The sequence below is a fragment of the Frigoribacterium sp. CFBP 8751 genome (assembly GCF_014841545.1).
Lineage (GTDB): Bacteria > Actinomycetota > Actinomycetes > Actinomycetales > Microbacteriaceae > Frigoribacterium.
On record NZ_JACYUB010000001.1, the window covers coordinates 314,227 to 334,239 of the forward strand.

Annotated in this window: 19 protein-coding genes; 10 read left to right on the forward strand and 9 right to left on the reverse strand. The window is 73.0% G+C overall.

Translation table 11 applies throughout. The annotated features are described in order from the left end of the window. The first annotated feature begins 3 nt into the window (after positions 1-3). Positions 4-780: an NADPH-dependent F420 reductase gene (locus IFT88_RS01580; RefSeq protein ID WP_192118527.1), complete on the forward strand. Its 777-nt coding sequence runs from the start codon at positions 4-6 to the stop codon at positions 778-780. 64 nt (positions 781-844) lie between these two features. Here IFT88_RS01580 and IFT88_RS01585 read toward each other — a convergent pair whose 3' ends face one another. Continuing rightward, on the reverse strand, positions 845-1,555 hold the full coding sequence (locus IFT88_RS01585; RefSeq protein WP_192118529.1) for an SDR family oxidoreductase: 711 nt from the start codon (positions 1,553-1,555) through the stop codon (positions 845-847). Between the two features lie 162 nt (positions 1,556-1,717). Here IFT88_RS01585 and IFT88_RS01590 point away from each other — a divergent pair, with 162 nt between their 5' ends. Continuing rightward, positions 1,718-2,308, forward strand: coding sequence for a TetR/AcrR family transcriptional regulator (locus IFT88_RS01590; protein WP_192118531.1), 591 nt, complete (start codon positions 1,718-1,720; stop codon positions 2,306-2,308). 57 nt (positions 2,309-2,365) lie between these two features. On the opposite strand, the gene IFT88_RS01595 is transcribed toward IFT88_RS01590, so the two are convergent. The 5 genes from IFT88_RS01595 to IFT88_RS01615 all read right to left on the reverse strand — a co-directional run bounded on the left by IFT88_RS01595 (position 2,366) and on the right by IFT88_RS01615 (position 5,453). Further along, the gene (locus IFT88_RS01595; protein WP_192118533.1) at positions 2,366-3,361 is read right to left on the reverse strand and encodes an NADP-dependent oxidoreductase; all 996 of its coding nucleotides are present in this window, start codon (positions 3,359-3,361) and stop codon (positions 2,366-2,368) included. A 277-nt stretch (positions 3,362-3,638) separates the two neighbouring features. Then, positions 3,639-4,223, reverse strand: a complete 585-nt coding sequence (locus IFT88_RS01600) for a DUF1349 domain-containing protein (RefSeq protein WP_192118535.1) — start codon at positions 4,221-4,223, stop codon at positions 3,639-3,641. A 47-nt stretch (positions 4,224-4,270) separates the two neighbouring features. Next, a complete protein-coding gene (locus tag IFT88_RS01605; RefSeq protein ID WP_192118537.1) occupies positions 4,271-4,495 on the reverse strand; it encodes a hypothetical protein in 225 nt (74 codons plus the stop codon). 186 nt (positions 4,496-4,681) lie between these two features. Beyond that, the gene (locus IFT88_RS01610; RefSeq protein WP_056228223.1) at positions 4,682-5,092 is read right to left on the reverse strand and encodes a (R)-mandelonitrile lyase; all 411 of its coding nucleotides are present in this window, start codon (positions 5,090-5,092) and stop codon (positions 4,682-4,684) included. Between the two features lie 7 nt (positions 5,093-5,099). Next, positions 5,100-5,453: a carboxymuconolactone decarboxylase family protein gene (locus IFT88_RS01615; RefSeq protein WP_173153786.1), complete on the reverse strand. Its 354-nt coding sequence runs from the start codon at positions 5,451-5,453 to the stop codon at positions 5,100-5,102. A gap of 389 nt (positions 5,454-5,842) precedes the next feature. Between IFT88_RS01615 and IFT88_RS01620 the strand changes: the two genes are divergently transcribed. Then, positions 5,843-6,673: an oxidoreductase gene (locus tag IFT88_RS01620; protein ID WP_192118539.1), complete on the forward strand. Its 831-nt coding sequence runs from the start codon at positions 5,843-5,845 to the stop codon at positions 6,671-6,673. Between the two features lie 287 nt (positions 6,674-6,960). Here IFT88_RS01620 and IFT88_RS01625 read toward each other — a convergent pair whose 3' ends face one another. Together IFT88_RS01625 and IFT88_RS01630 are read right to left on the reverse strand one after the other, a co-directional pair. After that, positions 6,961-7,500 (reverse strand): PadR family transcriptional regulator, encoded by a 540-nt coding sequence (locus IFT88_RS01625; RefSeq protein WP_192118542.1) that lies wholly within the window; start codon positions 7,498-7,500, stop codon positions 6,961-6,963. A gap of 128 nt (positions 7,501-7,628) precedes the next feature. Continuing rightward, positions 7,629-7,985: a VOC family protein gene (locus tag IFT88_RS01630; protein WP_192118544.1), complete on the reverse strand. Its 357-nt coding sequence runs from the start codon at positions 7,983-7,985 to the stop codon at positions 7,629-7,631. 328 nt (positions 7,986-8,313) lie between these two features. Between IFT88_RS01630 and IFT88_RS01635 the strand changes: the two genes are divergently transcribed. Beyond that, positions 8,314-9,360, forward strand: a complete 1,047-nt coding sequence (locus IFT88_RS01635) for an NAD(P)-dependent alcohol dehydrogenase (RefSeq protein WP_192118546.1) — start codon at positions 8,314-8,316, stop codon at positions 9,358-9,360. A gap of 215 nt (positions 9,361-9,575) precedes the next feature. Here the strand turns inward: IFT88_RS01635 and IFT88_RS01640 are convergent, their stop codons facing one another. Continuing rightward, complete coding sequence (locus tag IFT88_RS01640) at positions 9,576-10,442, reverse strand: AraC family transcriptional regulator (RefSeq protein WP_043594638.1); 867 nt, start codon at positions 10,440-10,442, stop codon at positions 9,576-9,578. A 92-nt stretch (positions 10,443-10,534) separates the two neighbouring features. On the opposite strand from IFT88_RS01640, the gene IFT88_RS01645 reads away from it, so the two are divergent. From IFT88_RS01645 to IFT88_RS01670, 6 genes are all read left to right on the forward strand, one after another. Beyond that, positions 10,535-13,984: a DUF5107 domain-containing protein gene (locus tag IFT88_RS01645; protein WP_192118548.1), complete on the forward strand. Its 3,450-nt coding sequence runs from the start codon at positions 10,535-10,537 to the stop codon at positions 13,982-13,984. Between the two features lie 16 nt (positions 13,985-14,000). Then, complete coding sequence (locus tag IFT88_RS01650) at positions 14,001-15,008, forward strand: substrate-binding domain-containing protein (protein WP_192118549.1); 1,008 nt, start codon at positions 14,001-14,003, stop codon at positions 15,006-15,008. 77 nt (positions 15,009-15,085) lie between these two features. After that, positions 15,086-16,630, forward strand: a complete 1,545-nt coding sequence (locus tag IFT88_RS01655; protein ID WP_199858856.1) for a sugar ABC transporter ATP-binding protein — start codon at positions 15,086-15,088, stop codon at positions 16,628-16,630. Positions 16,631-16,644: 14 nt separating this feature from the next. Continuing rightward, positions 16,645-17,694 carry an ABC transporter permease gene (locus IFT88_RS01660; protein ID WP_199858857.1) on the forward strand — a complete coding sequence of 350 codons (1,050 nt, stop codon included), beginning with the start codon at positions 16,645-16,647 and terminating at the stop codon, positions 17,692-17,694. A 3-nt stretch (positions 17,695-17,697) separates the two neighbouring features. Further along, positions 17,698-18,879 (forward strand): zinc-dependent alcohol dehydrogenase family protein, encoded by a 1,182-nt coding sequence (locus IFT88_RS01665; protein ID WP_043594642.1) that lies wholly within the window; start codon positions 17,698-17,700, stop codon positions 18,877-18,879. After that, entirely contained in the window at positions 18,876-19,844 is a 969-nt protein-coding gene (locus IFT88_RS01670; RefSeq protein ID WP_052505204.1) for a hypothetical protein, read from the forward strand. Before IFT88_RS01665 ends, IFT88_RS01670 begins: the two co-directional genes overlap by 4 nt. Positions 19,845-20,013: the final 169 nt, after the last annotated feature.

The window sequence follows — 20,013 nt, forward strand, 5'->3', positions numbered from 1 at the left end:
GGCATGTCTGACGTACGAGAAGAAGAACGAGCACACCTGACGATCGGGATCATCGGGGCCGGCTCCATCGGCTCGACCATCGCCCGCCGCCTCGCCCGCCACGGGCACGACGTCGCCATCGCCAACTCGCGCGGCCCCGAGACGATCGACGAGGCCGCCCTCCGTACCGGCGCCCGCGCCGTGGACGCCGCCGAGGTCGCCCGGGGCGTCGACGTCCTGATCGTCTCGGTGCCGATGAACCGCAACGCCGACATCGCCGAGCACGTCCGCTCGGCCCCCGAGGGCGCGGTCGTCGTCGACACGTCGAACCACTACCCGATGCGCGACGGCTCGGTGCACGACTTCGAGCAGGGCGTCCCCGAGAGCGTCTGGCTGTCCGAGCTGTTCGGACGCCCGATCGCCAAGGCGTGGAACGCGATCATCTCGCAGTCGTTCGACGCGAAGGCCACCGAGCCCGGCGACCCCGCCCGCGTCGCCATCCCCGTGGCCGCCGACCGCGACGCCGACCGCGCCGTGGCCATGCAGCTCGTCGAGCAGACCGGGTTCGACGCCGTCGACGCCGGCGTCCTCGCCGAGTCCTGGCGCCAGCAGCCCGGCTCGCCCGTCTACTGCACCGACCGCACGCGCGCCGAGATGCCCGGGTGGCTCGCCGCCGCCGAGAAGGAGCGCGTCCCGCAGCGTCGCGACCTCGCGATGGACGCCATCGGCGGCTACGTCGAGGCCGGCGGCACCGTCGACGGACCGTTCCTCGTGGCGATCAACCGCGCCTGCTACAGCTGACGCGACCGAGCGCAGGAGGCGCGGTGCCGGTCGGGCCGGCACCGCGCCTCCTGAATCCCACCGGTCAGCGCGCGGCGAGCTGCGGGTAGAGCGCCTCGAGCGGTGCCGACAGGCCCGCCTTCACCTGGCGCGAGGTCTCGTCGGCGAGGACCTCGTGCTCGCCGGCCTCGAGGGCGTCGAGCACGTCGGCGACCAGGGTCGCCGGGTCGGTCTTCGCGTCCGTGACGCCCGCGGCCATCGCGGTGTCGACGTAGCCGACGTGCACGCCGACGACCTGCACGCCCGCGGGCTGCAGCTCGAGGCGCAGCGAGTTCGTGGCCGACCACAGCGCGGCCTTCGTCGCCGAGTAGATGCCCGCGACGGCGAACCACGACAGCGCCGAGTGGATGTCGACGATGGCCGTGCCGCCGCCGTGCGCCGAGAGGAGCGGCGCGTAGGCGCGGGCGAGGAAGAGCGGCCCGAAGAAGTTGGTCTCGACGTTGGCGCGGATCTCGTCGTCGGTGTGGCTGAGGATGCCGGGCGTGGGGGTGTTCGCGCCGGCGTTGTTGATCAGCACGGTCACGTCGGGCGCCGCCTCGACGACGGCGGCGATCGAGGCCGGGTCGGTCACGTCGAGGGTGAGGGGCACGACGCGCTCGTCGTCCCAGGTGCGCGGGGTGCGGGCCGTGGCGTAGACCTTCGCGGCGCCGCGGGCGAGGGCGGCCTCGACGAAACGGGTGCCGATGCCCCCGTTCGCTCCGGTGACGAGGACGACGGAGCCGGTGATGTCGGTCATGGGTGTTCCTTCCGTGGGTGGTGCGAAGATGAGGCGACCCGTGATCGAGTCGCCCCGTTGCTGACTCCTGTCATAATTGAGTTCAGTCAGTTTCTATTCCGACCGCCGGCCTCCGTCTGTTCGACCGTCGTCCTTCCGTCCACCGTCACCCCAGGAGAACCCATGTCGTCGCTCGGCCGCCGAGAGCGCAACAAGCAGGAGAAGCTCGAGCGCATCACGCAGGCCGCGTCCGACCTGTTCAGCCGTCACGGGGTCGACGAGGTCACGACGCAGCAGATCGCCGAGGCGGCCGACGTCGGCGCCGGCACGCTCTTCCTGTACGCGAAGACCAAGGGCGAGCTGCTGCTGCTCGCGCAGAACGCGGCGTACGCGCGCTCCCTCGACGAGGGGATCCGCGCCTCCTCGTCCGCCTCGACCGCATTGGACGCGGTCGTCGCGGTGCTCGAGCCGATCGTGCACTGCAACCGGGCGCAGGTCGAGAACGGCCGCACCTACCTGCGCGAGATGGCGTTCGGCGACGCCGCCGAGCCGCACCACGCCGAGGCGCTCGCGATCGTCGCCCGGACCGAGGAGGCGGTGGCCGGGATCGTCACGCGCCTCACCTCGGCGACGCCCTCCGACGCGGCCGCGTTCGCGCACGTCGTGTCGGCCGTCATGATGCTCGCGATGTCGTCGGCGGTCGACGAGTCGGTGCCGGACGACGAGATCGTGGCGGGGGTGCGACGTCAGCTCGAGGTGATCCTGCCGCGCTGACGGGCGCTGGCGGGCGTTGACGGGCGCCGGCGGGTTCGTCGGCCGTGGTGCCGGCCGTCACGGGAGGGTGACGACCGCCTTGCCGCGGATGCGGACCTTGCCGAGGCCGTCGAGCGCGGTCGCCGTCTCGGCGAACGGGTGGGTCGCGCCGACGACCGGGCGGACGGCCCCGGCGTCGACGAGGGCCGCGATCTCGCGCAGCTGGGCACCGTCGGCGTGCATCCAGAGGAACTCGTACCGGACGCCGAGCGTCCTCGCCCGGACTCGGACCCCACGGCTGAGGGCCGCGACGGCGAGGCGGACGACCGGGTTCAGCCCTGCGGCCTTCGCGAAGGAGGGGGTGGGCGGGCCCTGGATGCCGACGGCGATGCCGCCGGGGCGGAGCACCCGGAGCGACTTCGCCAGGTTCTCGGCGCCCAGGCTGTCCAGGACGAGGTCGTAGCCGGACAGCTCCTGCTCGAAGTCCTGGGTGCGGTGGTCGATGACGACGTCGGCACCGAGCTCGCGCACGAAGTCAGCGTTCGACGAGGAGGCGGTGGTCGCGACGTGCGCGCCGAGGTGCTTCGCGAGCTGGATCGCGATCGAACCGACCCCGCCGGCGCCCGCATGGACGAGCACCTTCTGACCGGGCTGCACGTTGCCGCGTTCGACGAGGGCCTGCCAGGCGGTGAGGGCCACGAGGGGGAGCGACGCGGCCTCGATGGTGCTGATCGAGGTCGGAGCGAGGGCGACGTCGGCCTCGTCGACGGCGATGCGCTCGGCGAAGGTGCCGATCCGGTGGTCGCGGGGGCGGGCGAAGACCTCGTCGCCGGGCTTCAGGCTGCGGACCGAGCCGCCGACCTCGACGACGGTGCCGGCGACGTCGTGGCCGAGGACGAGGGGCGTCCGGTACGGGAGGATCAGCTTGAACGTGCCCTCGCGGATCTTGGAGTCGAGGTGGTTGAGGCCTGCAGCGGCGACCGCGATCAGGACGTCGTGGTCGCCGATGGTGGGCTCGGGCACGTCGACTTCGTGCAGGGGCTTCTCGTAGGCGTCGAACGCGAAGGCTCGCATGGGGTGCTCCTGGGGGGCTGGGGCTGGGGCTGAGGCTGCGGGTGGAGGGCTCGCCGGCGCGGCCCGTGACGTCCTCGGTCCGAGGGGTCCCGGCTCGAGCATCCGAGTGTGCTCAATTCTGAGTGCACTCAGCAAAGTTGTCAAGCGCGGACCTCGACGGTGGCCGACCCGTCGCCGACCGTCGCCGCGCCTCCTCGGCTCCGCCGTCCCCAGCCCACGGGGCCGTGCCCAGGCCGAGGCGTCGGGCGCGGCCCGCGGGGTGCCCCGGCCGGGGTGCTCAGTCCTCGGGGTGGAGGCTCTCGTCGGCGGCGGACGTCGTCCACGAGGTGAAGTGCACGGTGAGGTCGGCGCGCGAGGGGGCGCAGCAGAAGGGGCCGGCGCTCGCGGCGGCGTCGGGGGCGAGCGGGGCCACCCGGACCAGGCGCCACGGCTCGGCGTCGACGCGGGCCCGCACGGTGAGCGCGTCTCCCGAGCGGCTGGCTCGGATGGTCACGGTGCGGCCGGTCCACTCGACCGGGGAGAGCGACCAGTCGGACTCGCCCCGCGTCACGACGGCACCGAGGCTCTGCTCGCCGTCGCTGAGTTCGACCCCGGCCTTGACCCAGGTCTCGGGGTCGACCGAGACGAAGATGCCGGCCTGGTCGAACTGGGCCGTGAAGTCGAGCACGAACGACACCTCCATCGCGGTGCCCTGCTCGAACGGCGCGACCAGGGCGTGCTCGGTGTCGTGCACGAACCCGTACGACGTGAGGCGCCAGGCGTCGCTGCCCTCGGCCGCCGTGACGCGCAGGCCGTCGTCGGCGACGTCGACCGCGGTCGGTTCGGTGGTCCAGGTGCCGGTGGCCCAGGCGATGTCGGTCATGGCGTCCTCGTGCTCGATGGTCGTCGGGGGTGGCGTCGGTGCCGGCGTCAGCGCTCGTGCGTCGGCGGGTCGCCGGCCTCGAGGGCGGCGTGCTGCCTCTCGACACGGCGGGCCACGGCCATCGACCGCAGCCCGACCACGATCGAGAACGCACCACTGATGATCATCAGCAATCCCACGAGGTCATTGCCACCCCTCGTCAGCAGCGCGCCGCACACCACCACTCCGGCGGAGAGGATGAGCTGCAGGGTCGTCCACGTCGTCGTCGTCATCCCTCGACCCTACGAGCCCGCGGCCGCGAACGGCTCGCCCGCGCGGCGGAGCGCCCCGAGGAGGCGCGGTGCCGGATCGAATCGCACCGCGCCTCCTCGGTGGGGTGCGGTGCTCAGACCCCAGGAAATTGCCGAGACCCCTGCTCGCGAGTGGGGGTCTCGGCGACTTCCTGGGGTCTCGGCGCCTCAGCCGGCGTCCGAGCCGGCGTAGTCGGCGTCGGTGATGCGCTCGAGCCAGGTCGTGGTGGTGGCCGGATCGTCGGCCGCCTCGAGGATGGCGACGTGCTCCATGAAGCTGCCCTCGGCGGCGGCGTGGAAGTGCTCCTCGCCCGGCGCCACGAAGATGGTCTGCCCGGGGTGGACGTCGACGACCTTCCCGTCACGGGTGCCGAACCGGGCGACGCCCTCGGTGACGTACAGGAACTGGCCCCGCGCGTGGTGGTGCCAGGCGGTCCGCGCGCCGGGCGCGAAGCGGACCTTCGCGACGGTGGTGCGCTGGTCGTCGGTCTGCGGGGTGACGATGGGGTCGAGCCACACCTGGCCCGGGAACTGCTCGTCGGGGTTCAGGGTCGTGGGCTGCGGGGGCAGGATCTTCACGGGTTCCTCACTTCTCGTCGGTGTCGTCGTCTGCGTCGTCGGTGAAGAGCTCCTGGGCGACGCCCATGGCGGCCATCCCGCGGGGCCAGCCCGCGTAGAGCGTCACGTGGGTGATCGCCTCGACGAGCTCGTCCCGGGTGACGCCGTTCTCGACGGCGCGGCCGAGGTGGAACCGCAGCTGCTCGGTGTTGCCGCCGGCGGTGAGCACCGCGACGGTGACGAGGCTGCGGTCGCGCGCGGACAGTTCGGGGCGGTTCCAGACGTCGGCGAAGAGGACGTCGTCGGTGAGTTCGGCGAGCTTGGGGGCAAAGTCGCCGAAGAGGGTGCGCCCTCCGCCGACCTGGACGGGCTGATCTGACATGGGTCTGCTCCTGGGGTGGGTGTCGGGCCGGGACGTCCGGTGCCGGACGCCGGCTCGGGGCGGCGGGGTGCCTGCCCGGCCGGGTCGCTCTCGACGCTAGGCCGGCGCGGGCGGGGCAGGGAGGCCCCGCCAGGGTCCCTCAGCCCCGCCACGCCCCGCCCCGGCGGGAGCCGGGCGCCGACGTCGCACCGCCGACTGGACGTCGCACCGCGCACGTGGGCGGTGCGACGTTCAGTGGGCGGTGCGACGCGGGGCAGCGACGCGGGGCAGCGACGCGAGGGGGGTACTGCTGGTACCGGGGGCGGCGGGACCCGACGGGCACCGCGCCTCCTTGGTTGTCTGGGGTGCGGCGCGTCAGCGACCGCGACGCACGAGAGAGAAGAGACCACATGTCGACCTGGTTGATCACCGGCTGCTCCACGGGGTTGGGGCGAGCCTTCGCCGAGGAGGCGCTGGCCCGCGGACACGACGTCGTCGTCACTGCGCGCGACGCCTCGGCCGTGCAGGACATCGCCGACGCCCACCCCGACCACGCCGTCGCCACAGCCCTGGACGTCACCGACCCCGACCAGGTGACCGCGGCCGTCCGCCTCGCCACCGAGCGGTTCGGCGGCGTCGACGTCCTCGTCAACAACGCCGGCTACGGCTACCGCTCCGCCGTCGAGGAGGGTGACGACGCCCACGTGGCGCGCCTGTTCGACACGCACTTCCACGGCAGCGTCCGCACCGTCAAGGCCGTCCTGCCCGGCATGCGCGCCCGCCGCAGCGGCACGATCGTCAACCTGTCGTCGATCGGTGCCCGCCGCACGGGCCCCGGCTCGGGCTACTACGGCGCCGTCAAGGCCGCGATCGAGCAGATGACCATGGCCCTGCGCACCGAACTCGCCCCGCTCGGCATCACGGCGACGGTCGTCGAACCGGGCTCGTTCCGCACCGACTTCTCGGGGCGCTCGCTCACGCAGTCCGCCACGCCCATCGCCGACTACGCCGAGACCGCCGGACGTCGCCGCATCGAGGCCGACACCTCGGACGGCACCCAACCCGGCGACCCCGCCGCCGGTGCCCGCCTGCTCGTCGACGCGGTCGACTCGGGCGAGGCTCCGTACCTGCTGCTGCTCGGCTCGGACGCCGTCGAGATCGTCACGGGCGCACTCGACGACCTCCGCCGCGACGTCGACGCGTGGGCGGAGCGCAGCCGCGCCACCGACTTCGACGCCTGAGCCGGTCGCCTCACCTGCAGGAGGTGCGGTGTCGGTTCAGACGACCCCGCGCCTCCTGCAGGCCGTCACCTCCGGAGTGCCCGCGACCCCCCGCGGTCACACCGGCCCGACCGGTGACGCCCCTGCCACGACGACCCGACGGCGCCTCGTCGCCCGGGCCGGCCCACGCCGGTGACGTCGGCTGCCGGCGACGAGGTGACGCGATCGGCTGACGCGTGGCTTCGAGGTCACGCTAGTCCAGTTGGTACTAGTCATCAATGGACGGGACGAAAAAAAGGTGCCCCGCTCTACGGGGCCCTGGGTGCACCGATCTCGCCGTCACGCGAGTAGTCCTCGACCCAGGCCCGCTCGCGGCGCAGCTGGTCGAGCAGGTGCCGGAACATGGCGACCGACTGGACGGGGAAGCGCGTCGCGTCGTCGTCGCTGGCGTCGAGGTAGGCCTGGGCCGTCGCCATGCGCTCGTCGAGGGCCTGGAGGCGCGTGGCGAAGATCGTCGCCCGCGTCGCTTCGTCGACCAGGTCCAGCAGCGCGAACCGGACGTAGAACTCCTCGTCGTCGCCGGCGCGGGAGAGGGGGAAGTCGGCGACCCGCGCGATCAGCAGGTCGCGGCCCGCGTCGGTGAGCGAGAACACCTGGCGGTTCGGGCGACCCGTGGTCTCCACGGTGCGACGGTCGAGCGCGCCCCGGTCGTGCAGGCGCTTCAGCGTCGTGTAGACGGCGTTGTTGTTGACCACGCCGAGGCCCGGGCGCCGCACGTTCCGCTTGATGTCGTACCCGTGCTGCGGGCCGGCGAGCAGGTTGCTCAGGATGAGGATCTCGGTGACCATCCCCACATCATGGGGGGTCGCGGCCGGGTCGACGCGACCGCGGCACGGCCGGCCCTACCGCGACGTGACCGGACGCAGGAGGCGCGGTGCCGGTTCGACCGACACCGCGCCTCCTGCAGGCCCCGACGTCAGTCGGTCGGGGGCGTGTAGAACTGCAGGTCGTTGCCCTCGGTGTCCTTGAAGGGCAGGATGCGGCCCCACGGGTGCTCGCTGATCGTGCCCGTGACGTCGGCGCTGCGCGACTGCAGGTCGGCCAGGGCGTCCTCGAGGCTGCCGTCGGGCTGGAACGTGATGACCGCCCCACCCTCGCTCGAGGCCGCGGCCTCTTCGCGACCGTTGAGGCCGATCATCAGGCCGTTCGCGTCGATCTCGGTCCAGTCGTCGCTCTCGCTCGTCACCGTGAGGCCGAGCGCGTCACGGTAGAACGCCGTCGCCCGCCCCATGTCGGTCACGGGCACCCACACTGTTGCCACTCCGCTTGCCATGTCGACTCCTTCGTCCGGCACCGGACCACCCGGTGCTGCGTCTCGCTCCTTGCTACGCCGCGCACCGTGCGAGCCGAGCCGCGAGTCAGGGCACTTTCCCACCCGGAGGCGTGTCTCACGGGTGCCGTCGCCCTGCCGGGCCACCCGCAGGAGGCGCGGTGCCGGACGGACGCGCACCGCGCCTCCTGCGGGCCGTCGCGTCGGGGGCCCTGTCAGGGCCTCCCACGATCGGCGCGGGGGCGTAGCGTCGAGGACGAGGAGCCCGTCGTCGAGCACCGCGTTCCGACCCGCCCCTCGTCCCCGTACCGAATCCACCCCCAGGAGACCCATGCGCACCGTCAACGCCTACGCGGCACCGTCCGCCACCGAGCCCCTCGTCAAGACGACCATCGAGCGCCGCGACGTCGGCCCGAAGGACGTCATGATCGACATCGCCTACGCCGGCATCTGCCACAGCGACATCCACACCGTCCGCGGCGAGTGGGGCGAGATCCAGTACCCGCAGGTCGTGGGTCACGAGATCGTCGGCACCGTCTCGGAGGTCGGCTCCGAGGTCACCAAGTACGAGGTCGGCGACCGCGTCGGCGTCGGCTGCATGGTCAACTCGTGCGGTGAGTGCGAGTACTGCAAGCGCGGCGACGAGCAGTACTGCGCCAAGGGCAACGTCGGCACCTACACGAGCGTCGACCCGGCCGACGGCACCGTCACCCAGGGCGGTTACTCGCAGGCCGTCGTCGTCACCGAGGACTTCGTGCTGCGCGTGCCCGAGTCGCTCGACTACGACAAGGTCGCACCGCTGCTCTGCGCCGGCATCACGCTGTACTCGCCGCTGCACCACTGGGGCGTCACCGAGGGCACCAAGGTCGCCATCGTCGGCATGGGCGGCCTCGGCCACATGGGCGTGAAGATCGCCGCCGCACTCGGTGCCGACGTCACCGTGCTGTCGCAGACCACCTCGAAGAAAGAGGACTCGCTGCGTTTCGGCGCCAAGGCGCACTACGCGACCAGCGACGAGCAGACCTTCACCGACCTGGCCAACTCGTTCGACCTGATCATCAACACCGTGTCGGCGAAGGTCGACATGGGCGCCTACCTCGGCCTGCTGGCCGTCGACGGCACGCTCGTCAACGTCGGCGCCCCGTCCGAGCCGCTCGAGGTGCCCGCGTTCGCGCTGATCCCCGCCCGTCGCAGCTGGGCCGGTTCGGCCATCGGCGGCATCCGCGAGACCCAGGAGATGCTCGACTTCTGCGCCGAGCACGGCATCGTGCCCGAGACCGAGCTGATCGACGCCGACCAGATCAACGAGGCCTACGACCGCGTCCTGAAGTCCGACGTGCGCTACCGCTTCGTGATCGACGCGGCGACCTTCGCCTGATCCGACCCCGTCCCGCCGGACGCCCCCGCACCGTGTGTGCGGGGGCGTTCGTCGTCCCCGGGGGCCGCTCTTGCCGGGTTGCGGTTCGCCGGACCGCATCGCTCGACGCGCCATGCGTGACTTCCTTCGCCGATGAACCCGCTTTCGAACGATGCACCCGGAAGCTTCTGGGTGCATCGTTCGAAACCGGGTGTCTCGAGGCGGGCGTCGGCGGCTCAGCCCTTGCGCTGTGCCCGGTACGCCGTCGGCGAGACCCCGTGGACGGCCTTGAACTGGCGGGCGAAGTAGAAGGGGTCGACGTAGCCGACGCGCTCGGACACGAGGCCGACCGGCGAGTCGGTCGTGTCCAGCAGCTCGCGGGCCCGCGCCATGCGCAACTGGGTCTGGTACCGCAGCGGCGTCACGCCGGTCTCGCGGCGGAAGCGGGTGGCGAAGTGCGAGGGGCTCAGCCGGGCCATCGCGGCGAGCTCGTCGACCGAGACGCGCTCGGTGACGTGCTGACGCAGGTACTCCTGGGCCTGACCTACCGCGGACACCCGTGGTGCCCCGGCCGTCCGCTCGGACGACACGAGCGCCATGAGGTGCCACGCGGCTCCCGAGGCGGCCAGGGCGCTGGCGAAGGTCTGGTCGCGCTCCATGGCCTGGACGACCTCCTCGACCAGGGCCACGATGCGGTAGACGTCCGACAGCTCGCGCACCGGGGCGCCGGCCCGCACCCCCGCGACGCGGAGGAACTCGGCGAGGTCGTGCCCGGCCACGTGCAGCCACCAGAGGGTCCAGGGGGTGGCGTCGTCGGCACCGTAGGCGTGCGCGACGCCCGGAGGCACGATCACGACCTGCCCCGACCGTACGGGGTGCCGCACCCCGGCGACCTCGCACCAGCCCGAGCCCCGGGTGCAGACCAGCACCACGCACTGGTCGACGCCGTCGGGCCGGGTCATGCCGTGCGCCCGGGCCCGGGGGAAGTAGCCCGCATCGGTGACGACGAGGTGGGACGTGCCCGGCCGCGAGAGGGCGGCCCGCACCCGGGGTCGGGGCATGACGAGCAGGCGTTGACCGGGGAAGCCGTCCTCGAGGAGCATGTGGACGAGTCTGGTCCGCCGCAGTGGTTTCGTCCAGGCAGTCGGCAGGATCGGTCGTTCCGACGGGCTCGGAGCCTCCGTACGCTCGGACCATGCTCACCGCCGAGTCGAAGATGGCTCTTCCCCCCGTGCCCACTGATCAGGCCGACGCCGGAGTCGCCGTCTGGTCGGAACCCCTCGTCCTCGACACCTACCTGCCGGGCGAGCCCGACCGGTACCCCGCCTTCCTCGACGCCCGCGTCTACCAGGGATCGTCCGGGCGGGTCTTCCCGCTGCCGTTCCACGAGCGCATCTCCGCCGAGAAGCGGCCGCACGAGTGGCAGGCCGTCCACCTCGAGAACCGCTGGCTGCGCCTGGTGATCCTGCCCCAGCTCGGCGGACGGCTGCACGTCGCGTACGACAAGACCGCCGACTACGACGTCTTCTACCGCAACAACGTCATCAAGCCGGCCCTGGTCGGCCTGGCCGGTCCGTGGATCTCGGGCGGCGTCGAGTTCAACTGGCCCCAGCACCACCGCCCCGCGACCTTCCTGCCGACCGACGTGTCGATCGAGCGAGAGGCCGACGGGTCGGTGACGGTGTGGTGCTCCGACCACGACCCCTTCGCCCGGATGAAGGGCATGCACGGCATCCGGCTGCGCCCCGACTCGTCGCTCATCGAGGCCAGGGTGCGCCTCTTCAACCGCAGCGACGAGACGCAGACCTTCCTCTGGTGGGCCAACGTCGCCGCCGCCGTGGGCGACGACTACCAGTCGTTCTTCCCGACCGACGTGCGGCACGTGGCCGACCACGCCAAACGGGCCGTCGTGACCTTCCCCCGGGTCGAGGGCGACTACTACGGCGTCGACTACCCGGCCCGCGTCGACGACGAGCACCCCGACGCCGACCGCCTCGACTGGTACCGCAACATCCCCGTGCCGACCTCGTACATGGTGACCCACACCGACGACGACTTCTTCGGCGGCTACGACCACGGGCGGCGCGCGGGCTTCGTGCACTGGGCCGACCGGGCCATCTCGCCCGGCAAGAAGCAGTGGACCTGGGGTGACGCCCCCTTCGGCCACGCCTGGGACGCGAACCTCACCGACTCCGACGGCCCCTACGTCGAGCTCATGGCCGGCGTCTACACCGACAACCAGCCCGACTTCTCGTTCCTCACCCCGGGCGAGACGAAGACCTTCAGCCAGTACTGGTACCCGATCACCGAGATCGGCCCCGCCCACCAGGCGACCCGTGACGCGGCCCTGCGCGTCGAGCAGCTCGACGACCCCGCCGGGGCCGGGAGCGCCCTGCGCATCGGTCTCGCCGTCACGGCCGTCCACCCGCGGGCCGAGATCGTCGTCCGCACGGTCGACGGCACCGTCCTCGACTCGGTCACGGTCGACGTCGAACCCGGCCTGCCGTCGGTGCTCGACCGGTCCCTGCCGGCGGACGTCCTCCTCTCCGAGGTCGTCGTGGAGGCGCGCTCCGCCGGACGCACGCTCGTCACGGTGCTCGGCTCCACGGTCCAGGCGAGCCTCGACGCGGTGGCCGCGGCCGGCACCCCGGAGGCCGGCACCCCCGTGGACGGCACCCCCGAGGCCGCCCCCGAGATTGCCGCCCCCGAGGCCGCCGTCGCCCCGCCCGCCCCCGCCGACGTCGAGACCGTCGAGGAGCTCTTCCTCATCGGCCAGTACCTGCGGCAGTACCGTCACGCGACCCGCTCGCCCGAGCCCTACTGGCGTGAGGCGCTCCGCCGCGACCCGGGCGACGTGCGGAGCAACGTCGCCCAGGCGACCCTCCTCCACGCCGCGGCCCGCTACGACGAAGCCCTCGCGCTCCTCCGTGTCGCGGTCGGCCGTCAGTCGGCGTGGGCGCCGAACCCGGCCGACGGCGAGGCCCTCTACCGTCTCGGCCTCACGCTCGTGCGCCTCGGGCGCACCGACGAGGCGAAGGAGGCGCTGGAGAAGTCCGCCTGGAACGCCGCCTGGGTGGCTCCCGCGTCGCTGGCCCTGGCCCGGCTCGCCGGTCCGGCCGACCCCGTCCGGGCCGAGGCCCTCTTGCGCACGGCCCTGTCGCACGGCACCGACAACCTGCAGGTGCGCGACCTGCTCGCGCTGACCCTGCGCGGCCTCGGCCGGCACGACGAGGCGGACAGGCTGCTCGCCGAGACCCTCGAGCTCGACCCGCTCGACCAGTGGGCGCGACACCTCGCGGGCCGACGCCTCACGGACGACGCCCCGACGCTGCTCGACGTCGCGCTCGAGTACGGCTCGTCCGGGCACGTCGACGAGGCGCTCCGCGTCCTCGACCTCGCCCAGGGGGCCGTCGCGTCCACCGCGCTCGGGCAGGTGGCGGTCGGTCCGCTGCTCGCCTACCACCGCGCCTCCTCGTTGGCGAGGACCGGCCGCGTGGACGAGGCGCGTCGGGCACTCGCCGCGGTCCACGCCCTCGACGCGACCAACTGCCTGCCCTCGCGCCTCGACGACGTCGCGGCCCTGCTCGACGCCGTCGCCCTCGAGCCGGCCGACGGCCTCGCCTGGTCGCTGCTGGGCAGCTGGTGGTACGACCGGGGCCGCGGGCAGGACGCCGTCGACGCCTGGCGACGGGCCGCCGCGACCGACCTGGACGACGCGCAGGCCGCCGTCGTGCAGCGGAACCTCGGCGTGGCCGCCTACAACGTGCTGGCCGACCCCGACCTCGCGGCTCGTCACTACGACGACGCGCTGCGCGTCCGTCCCGACGACTCCCGGCTGCTCTTCGAGTCCGACGAGCTGGCCGGGCGGCTGGGGGCGTCCGCCGACGACCGGCTGGCCGAGCTCGAGTCACGGATCGACCTCGTCGCCGAGCGGGACGACCTCTGCGTGGTGCGCGCCCGACTGCTCACCGAGGTGGGACGCCCGGACGACGCGCTCGCCGTGCTCACCTCGCGCAGCTTCCAGCCCTGGGAGGGTGGCGAGGGCCAGGTGCTCGGCGCCTGGGACGACGCCTGCCTCGCCGTGTCCCGTCGGGCGCTGGCCGAGGGCGACGCCGAGCGGGCGCGATCCGCCGTCGAGGCCGCCCTCGCCCCACCCGCCACCCTCGGCGAGGCGCGGCACCCGCTCGCCACCACGGCCGAGCTGCACCTGGCCCTCGGCGACGCGCTCGCCGCGGCGGGTGACGCCGACGCCGCCCGGGCCGCCTGGTCCGAGGCCTCCCGGTCGACCGGCGACTTCGCGGGCATGGCCACGCAGGCCTTCACCGAGCGCAGCGCGGCCACCGTCCGTGCCCTCTCCCGTCTGGGCGAGGCCGAGTGGGCGGCCGACCTGCTGGGGGACTTCGACTCGTACGTGGACGAGCTGTCGCGCACACCGGGCGAGGTCGACTACTTCGCCACCTCGCTACCGTCGATGCTGCTCTTCCACGACGACCCGCAGGACGTGCGCGACGCCGAGGTGGCGACCCTGCGCCGCGTCGTCGCCGCCCTCTCGGCCGAGCTCGGGGTCACGACCGACCCGACCCGCGCCTCCTCCGACCCGACCGCACCCGTGGTCACGCCCGGCGACGACGCCGTGCGCCCCTAGAAAGGAACCCCGACCCATGTCACCCATCACCAGGACCCGACGGCGCGTCCTCGCCGTGGCCGCCGCGCTCGCCGCGTCGGTCGCGCTCGCGGGCTGCTCCATCCCCAGCGCCGACGGAGGCGACGGCGGCACCGAGCGCATCGGCGCCCTGTACCTCGACTCCCAGGGCTTCTACGGCGGCGTCAAGAAGGGCGTCCAGGACGCCGCGGACGCCGACTCGAAGAACGTCGACTTCCTCGAGTCCACCTCGGCGGGCGACGTGTCGAAGGAGAGCTCGTTCATGAACACGCTCACCTCGTCCGCCGTCAGCGCCATCATCCTGTCCGCGGTCTCGACCGACGGCAGCGTCCCCGCGGTCCGGCAGGCCAGCGAGGCCGGCATCCCGGTCATCTGCTACAACACCTGCGTCAGCGACGACGCCGTCGACCAGTACGTCACGGCGTGGGTGCTCGGCGACCCGCTCAAGTTCGGCGGCGACCTCGGGAAGCAGGCCGCGGCCTACTTCACCGAGGCCGGCATCACGGCGCCCAGGATGGGCGTCATCAACTGCGAGCAGTACGAGGTCTGCCAGCAGCGCTACAAGGGCTTCTCCGAGGCGCTGACCGCGGCCCTGCCCGGCACCGTGTTCGTCGCCAACCAGGAGGGCGCCGAGGTCGACACCGCCGTCTCGACCGCCGAGCAGATGCTCAGCGCGAACCCCGACCTCGACGGTCTCTACGGTGAGGCGGGCGGCGCGACCGTCGGCGCCTACAAGGCCGTGCAGACCCGAGGGCTCGTCGGTCAGGTCGCCGTCTTCGGTTCGGACATGACGAGCGACATCGCCGCCGAGCTCGCCGACGGTTCGGTGCTCAAGGCCGTCGTCGACATCAGCGGCATCGAGGCGGGCAAGCTCGCCTTCGCCGCGGCCCAGGACGCCATCGACGGCACGACGCCCGCCGAGAAGGTCGTGGCCGCACCGATCGACCTGTACCTGCCGGCCGACGCCGCCGGGTGGACCGAGACCCACCCCGACGGCCTCCCCTGATCGGCGCCGGGGGCCCCGGCACGACGCCGGGCCCCCGCCGCCCCTCACCCCGTCCCCTCGATCCCAGGAGGATCTCCTTGTCAGAGTCGACAGCTCCCATCCCGGACGCGCCGCTCGATCCCGCCCGTGACCGCGGCGCCCCCATCGCCGAGGCCCGCGGCGTCAGCCAGGTCTACCCCGGCGTCACCGCGCTCGACGGAGTCGACTTCGCCGTGCACGCCGGCGAGGTGCGGGCGCTGCTCGGCCAGAACGGTGCCGGCAAGTCCACGCTGATCCGGCTGCTGAGCGGGGTCGAGACCCCCACGACCGGCGAGGTCCTGCTCGGTGGCGTGCCGCTCGGCGCCGGCGGCGTGACCGCGGCCGCCGCAGCCGGCGTCGCCACGTGCTACCAAGAGCTCAGCCTCGTGCCCGGCGTGACCGTGGCCGAGAACCTGGCCATGGGCCGATGGCCGCGCGGTCGTTTCGGCATCGACACCCGGGCCATGGTCGAGCGGGCCCGTGCCACCTTCGAGCGCCTCGGCGCCGACATCGACGTGCACGCCGAGGTCGCCGGGCTGACCCTCGCGCAACAGCAGATCGTCGAGATCGGACGGGCGTTGCAGGACGACCCGCGCCTCCTGATCCTCGACGAGCCCACCAGCGCGCTCGCCGCCGCCGAGGTCGACCTCGTGCTCGACACGGTCAAGCGTCTCGCGGCGCAGGGCGTCGCCGTGCTCTACGTCAGCCACCGCATGGACGAGATCCGGCAGATCGCCGACACGGCCACGGTGATGCGCAACGGGAAGGTCGTCGAGACGGTGTCGATCGCCGGCAGCGACACCGCCCACATCATCGAGCTGATGATCGGTGCCGACCCCGAGGAGCGCGGCGTCGTCACACGCCCCGTCACGAGCGGCGAGGTGTTGCTCGCCGTCACCGACCTCGAGGTCGCCCCGAAGCTCTCGGGCGTCACCTTCGAGGGTCGGGCCGGCGAGGTGCTCGGCATCGCCGGCCTGCTGGGCTCGGGACGCACCGAGCTGCTCCAGGCGATCGCGGGCTTCCGTCCGGCGACCGGGGGCACCATCGCGATCGCGGGCTCCGTCGTCGACCGGCCCAGCGCCTCCCGCATGCTCTCGCTCGGGGTCGGCATGACGCCCGAGGACCGCAAGGGCCGCGGCGTGATCCCCGGCCTCGGCATCGACGAGAACATCGTCATGAGCGACTTCGGCCGGGTGACCCGGGGAGGCGCGCTGTCGTCGGGTGCGATCGCGGCGGCCACGAAGGCGCTCGCCGAGCGTCTGAACATCAAGGCACACGACCTGGGCCGGCCGATCGGCACGCTCAGCGGCGGCAACCAGCAGAAGGCGGTCATCGCGCGGTGGCTGCACGCCGACAGTCGCGTGCTCCTGCTCGACGAGCCGACGCGAGGCGTCGACGTCGAGGCGAAGGCGCAGATCTACGAGATCATGCGCGCCGTCGCCGACACCGGCAAGCTCGTCGTCTTCGTCTCGAGCGAGGTCGAAGAGCTGCCCCTCGCCTGCGACCGCGTGCTCGTGCTGCGCGACGGCGGCCTCCGCGAGGAGTTCCGCGCCCCCGACATCTCCCTGCCCGTGCTGCTCCAGGCCTCCATGGTCTCGAGCTGAAGAAGGACGACCCGATGACCACCACACTCGACCCCACGACCACCCCGACCGGCGGACCAGGAGGCGCGCCTCGCGACTCCGCGCTCGGTCGCGTCCGCGACGCCTTCCGTCGCAACACCACGCTCGTCAACATCGTCGGCCTGCTGGTCGCGATCGTGCTGCTGTACCTCTACCTGATGTTCAACGCGGTCGGCTTCTTCACCGTGGCGAACCAGAGCGGCCTACTGCGCGACGCCGCGCTGATCGGCATCGCCGCCACCGGCATGACCCTGGTGATCATCGCCGGCGAGATCGACGTGAGCACCGGCCCCGCCGTCGCGCTCTCGTCGGTGATCGTCGCCGTCGCCATGACCCAGTGGGGGCTGCCCGCCCTGCTGGCGATCGTCATCACGCTCGTGGTCGGAGCCGGCTGGGGTGCCCTCGCCGGCGTGCTGCGCGCGAGGTTCCTCGTGCCGTCGTTCATCGCCACCCTCGGTCTCTGGAGCGTGCTGCGGGGCCTCGGCCAGTTCGGCACCGACGCCCTGCCCGTGCCGCTGCCGCTCGACGACCCGGTCATGCCGTTCCTCACCGGCACGGTGTTCGGCGTCCCGACGCCCGCCGTCGTGATGATCCTGGCCTTCCTCGTCTTCGCCTTCGTCGCCCGCAAGACCGCGTTCGGCCGCTCGGTCTTCGCGATCGGCGGCAACGCGGCGGCCGCCCGGCTGGCCGGCATCAAGGTCGCCCGGGTGCGGATCGTGCTGTTCGCGATCATGGGCATGCTCGGCGCCCTCAGCGGCGTGCTGCTCGCGGCCCGCCTCGGCTCGGGCAACGCCGGCGCCGCCAACGGCCTCGAGTTCGACGTCATCGCCGCGGTCGTCATCGGCGGCACCGCGATGTCGGGCGGCCGGGGCAGCCTGATCGGCACCTTCCTCGGCGTGATCTTCATCACCCTCATCGGCAACGGGCTCGTGCTGCTCGGCGTCGACTCCTTCCTGCAGAGCGTCGTCCGCGGTGTCATCATCGTGCTCGCCGTGCTGCTCAACGTCACCCTGTCCCGCAAGCGCGGGTCGATCGAAGAGAGCTAGACCATGACCACCACCGCACCCTCCGCCACCGCGTCCTCCGCCGGGGACGCGACCCGCGCCTCCTCGTCCCCCTCCGGCACCATGCAGGGCGTGTTCCTGCCCGGCGACGGCACCGCCGAGCTGCGGACGCACGACGTGCCGACGCCCGGCCCCGGGCAGGTGCTCGTGCAGGTCGGCGCGAGCGGCATCTGCGGCAGCGACATCGGCTTCATCTACCACGGCTACAAGACCCACAAGGGTCTCGACGGCGCCCCCGCCTACCAGGGCGTCGTCGCCGGCCACGAGCCGAGCGGCCGCATCGTCTCGACGGGCCCCGGGGTCACGCGCTTCGGCGTCGGCGACGACGTCATCGTCTACCACATCCAGGGCTGCGGACGCTGCCGCAACTGCCGCTCGGGCTACTTCATCAGCTGCACCGACCAGCCGAACAAGGCGTCGTACGGCTGGCAGCGCGACGGCGGCCACGCCGAGTACGTGCTGGTCGACGAGTCGACCTGCGTGCCCCTGCCCGACGGGCTGTCGTTCGTCGACGGCGCCCTGATCGCCTGCGGATTCGGCACCGCCTACGAGGGCCTGCGCCGCACCGGCGTGCACGGCGGGGAGGACCTGCTCGTCGTCGGCCTCGGGCCGGTCGGCCTCGCCGCGGCCATGCTCGGCCGCATGCTCGGCGCCCGCCGGGTGATCGGCGTCGAGCGGTCGCCCGAGCGCATCGAGTTCGTCCGGGCGACCGGCCTGGTCGACGACGTCGTCCTCGCCGACGGCGACGCGGTCGCGAACGTGCTGGCCCTGACCGACGGCGTCGGCTGCCAGGTCACGGTCGACTGCTCGGGCAGCACGCCCGGCCGTCTGACCGCGGTCGAGGCCGCGGCCGAGTGGGGTCGCGTCGGCCTGCTCGGCGAGGGCGGGCGCCTCGAGACCGAGGTCTCGGACACCCTGCTGCACAAGCAGCTCACCCTCACGGCGTCGTGGGTCACCTCGGTGCAGGGCATGGAGGACGTCGCGCGCATGATCGCCGCGGACGGCCTCAGCCCCGAGATCGTCGTCTCGCACCGGCTCCCGTTGACCGACGCCGACGAGGCCTACCGCATCGCCGCGGCCGGGGCGACCGGCAAGGTCGTGCTGATCCCGGCGGGTGCGCCCGTGCGCGAGGAGGTCGGCTCGCGCGAACCGGCTCCGCGCGCGTGACGTCCCGTCCGGTCGTCGTCGAGGCGGGCACGCCCGAGCTGCCGCTGCTGCGGGTGACGACGCCCGACCTCGAGCTCGTCTTCGCACCCACCCGGGGCGGTCGCTTGCTGTCGCTGGTCGCCCACGGCCGCGAGCGGCTCTGGCGCGACCCGGCGCTGATCGACGCCGACCTCGCACCGGTCGTCCCCGTGGCCGAGTGGCCGGCGGGCGACGGCGACATGTCGACCTGGGCCAACGTCGGCGGCTCGAAGACCTGGCCGGCGCCGCAGGGCTGGTCGGGACCCGACGAGTGGGCCGGCCCGCCCGACCCCGTGCTCGACTCGGGGCCGTGGGCGGTCGGGTGGCACCTCGACGACGGAGCCGTGACCGTGGTGCTGACCAGCGCCGACGACGTCCGCTCGGGCCTCCGAGTCGAACGCCGCTTCACGGTGCCCGCCGTCGGTGCCGCGTTCCGCCAGACGGCGACCTTCACCAACGTCTCGGACGTCCCGCGCACCTGGTCGATCTGGGAGGTCTGCCAGGTCGACACCCGAGGAGGCGCGGGTCGCCCCCTCGAGGACGCCGCGGTCGTCGTCGCCCACGCCGCGCCTCCCCTCGAACTCGACCTCGGCGGCTGGGAGGGCGACGTCCCGTCGTCACGCCACGGGGACGACGTGCTGCTGCCGGTCGGGACCGGCGTGGCCAAGCGCGGCTACCCCGAGGCGTCGGGCTCCGCGGCCTACCGCGACCCCGACGGCACCACACTCACGCTCGCCACCGAACCCGCGGCCGGGGGCACCTGGCCCGACGGCGGGTCGAAGGTCGAGATCTGGCTGCAGCGCCCCACGGCGTCGCCGATCGGCGAGCTCGGCGACCTGCACCCCTCGGCGCACCTCGTCGAGCTCGAGGTGCTGGGGCCGCTCGTCACCCTCGCGCCGGGCCAGGCGACGAGCCTCGACGTCGCGTGGTCGGTGCGGCAAGGCTAAGCCGACCCGCTGCCGCCTCCGCCCCGCTGCCGCCTCCGCTCCGGTCCGCTCCGCGCGAGCCGCCCTCGCACCCGGTTCCGAACCATGAACCCCGAAGCTTCCGGGTTCATCGTTCGAAACGGGGTTCATCGCGACACGAGTTCACCCACCGGACACCCGCCGCCCCTAC

What these genes read in the sequence shown, in the direction of transcription:
- IFT88_RS01580 (WP_192118527.1), top strand. Translation starts at nt 4, where the DNA reads ATGTCTGACGTACGAGAAGAAGAACGAGCACACCTGACGATCGGGATC.
- IFT88_RS01585 (WP_192118529.1), bottom strand. Translation starts at nt 1,555, where the DNA reads ATGACCGACATCACCGGCTCCGTCGTCCTCGTCACCGGAGCGAACGGG.
- IFT88_RS01590 (WP_192118531.1), top strand. Translation starts at nt 1,718, where the DNA reads ATGTCGTCGCTCGGCCGCCGAGAGCGCAACAAGCAGGAGAAGCTCGAG.
- IFT88_RS01595 (WP_192118533.1), bottom strand. Translation starts at nt 3,361, where the DNA reads ATGCGAGCCTTCGCGTTCGACGCCTACGAGAAGCCCCTGCACGAAGTC.
- IFT88_RS01600 (WP_192118535.1), bottom strand. Translation starts at nt 4,223, where the DNA reads ATGACCGACATCGCCTGGGCCACCGGCACCTGGACCACCGAACCGACC.
- IFT88_RS01605 (WP_192118537.1), bottom strand. Translation starts at nt 4,495, where the DNA reads ATGACGACGACGACGTGGACGACCCTGCAGCTCATCCTCTCCGCCGGA.
- IFT88_RS01615 (WP_173153786.1), bottom strand. Translation starts at nt 5,453, where the DNA reads ATGTCAGATCAGCCCGTCCAGGTCGGCGGAGGGCGCACCCTCTTCGGC.
- IFT88_RS01620 (WP_192118539.1), top strand. Translation starts at nt 5,843, where the DNA reads ATGTCGACCTGGTTGATCACCGGCTGCTCCACGGGGTTGGGGCGAGCC.
- IFT88_RS01625 (WP_192118542.1), bottom strand. Translation starts at nt 7,500, where the DNA reads ATGGTCACCGAGATCCTCATCCTGAGCAACCTGCTCGCCGGCCCGCAG.
- IFT88_RS01630 (WP_192118544.1), bottom strand. Translation starts at nt 7,985, where the DNA reads ATGGCAAGCGGAGTGGCAACAGTGTGGGTGCCCGTGACCGACATGGGG.
- IFT88_RS01635 (WP_192118546.1), top strand. Translation starts at nt 8,314, where the DNA reads ATGCGCACCGTCAACGCCTACGCGGCACCGTCCGCCACCGAGCCCCTC.
- IFT88_RS01640 (WP_043594638.1), bottom strand. Translation starts at nt 10,442, where the DNA reads ATGCTCCTCGAGGACGGCTTCCCCGGTCAACGCCTGCTCGTCATGCCC.
- IFT88_RS01645 (WP_192118548.1), top strand. Translation starts at nt 10,535, where the DNA reads ATGCTCACCGCCGAGTCGAAGATGGCTCTTCCCCCCGTGCCCACTGAT.
- IFT88_RS01650 (WP_192118549.1), top strand. Translation starts at nt 14,001, where the DNA reads ATGTCACCCATCACCAGGACCCGACGGCGCGTCCTCGCCGTGGCCGCC.
- IFT88_RS01660 (WP_199858857.1), top strand. Translation starts at nt 16,645, where the DNA reads ATGACCACCACACTCGACCCCACGACCACCCCGACCGGCGGACCAGGA.
- IFT88_RS01665 (WP_043594642.1), top strand. Translation starts at nt 17,698, where the DNA reads ATGACCACCACCGCACCCTCCGCCACCGCGTCCTCCGCCGGGGACGCG.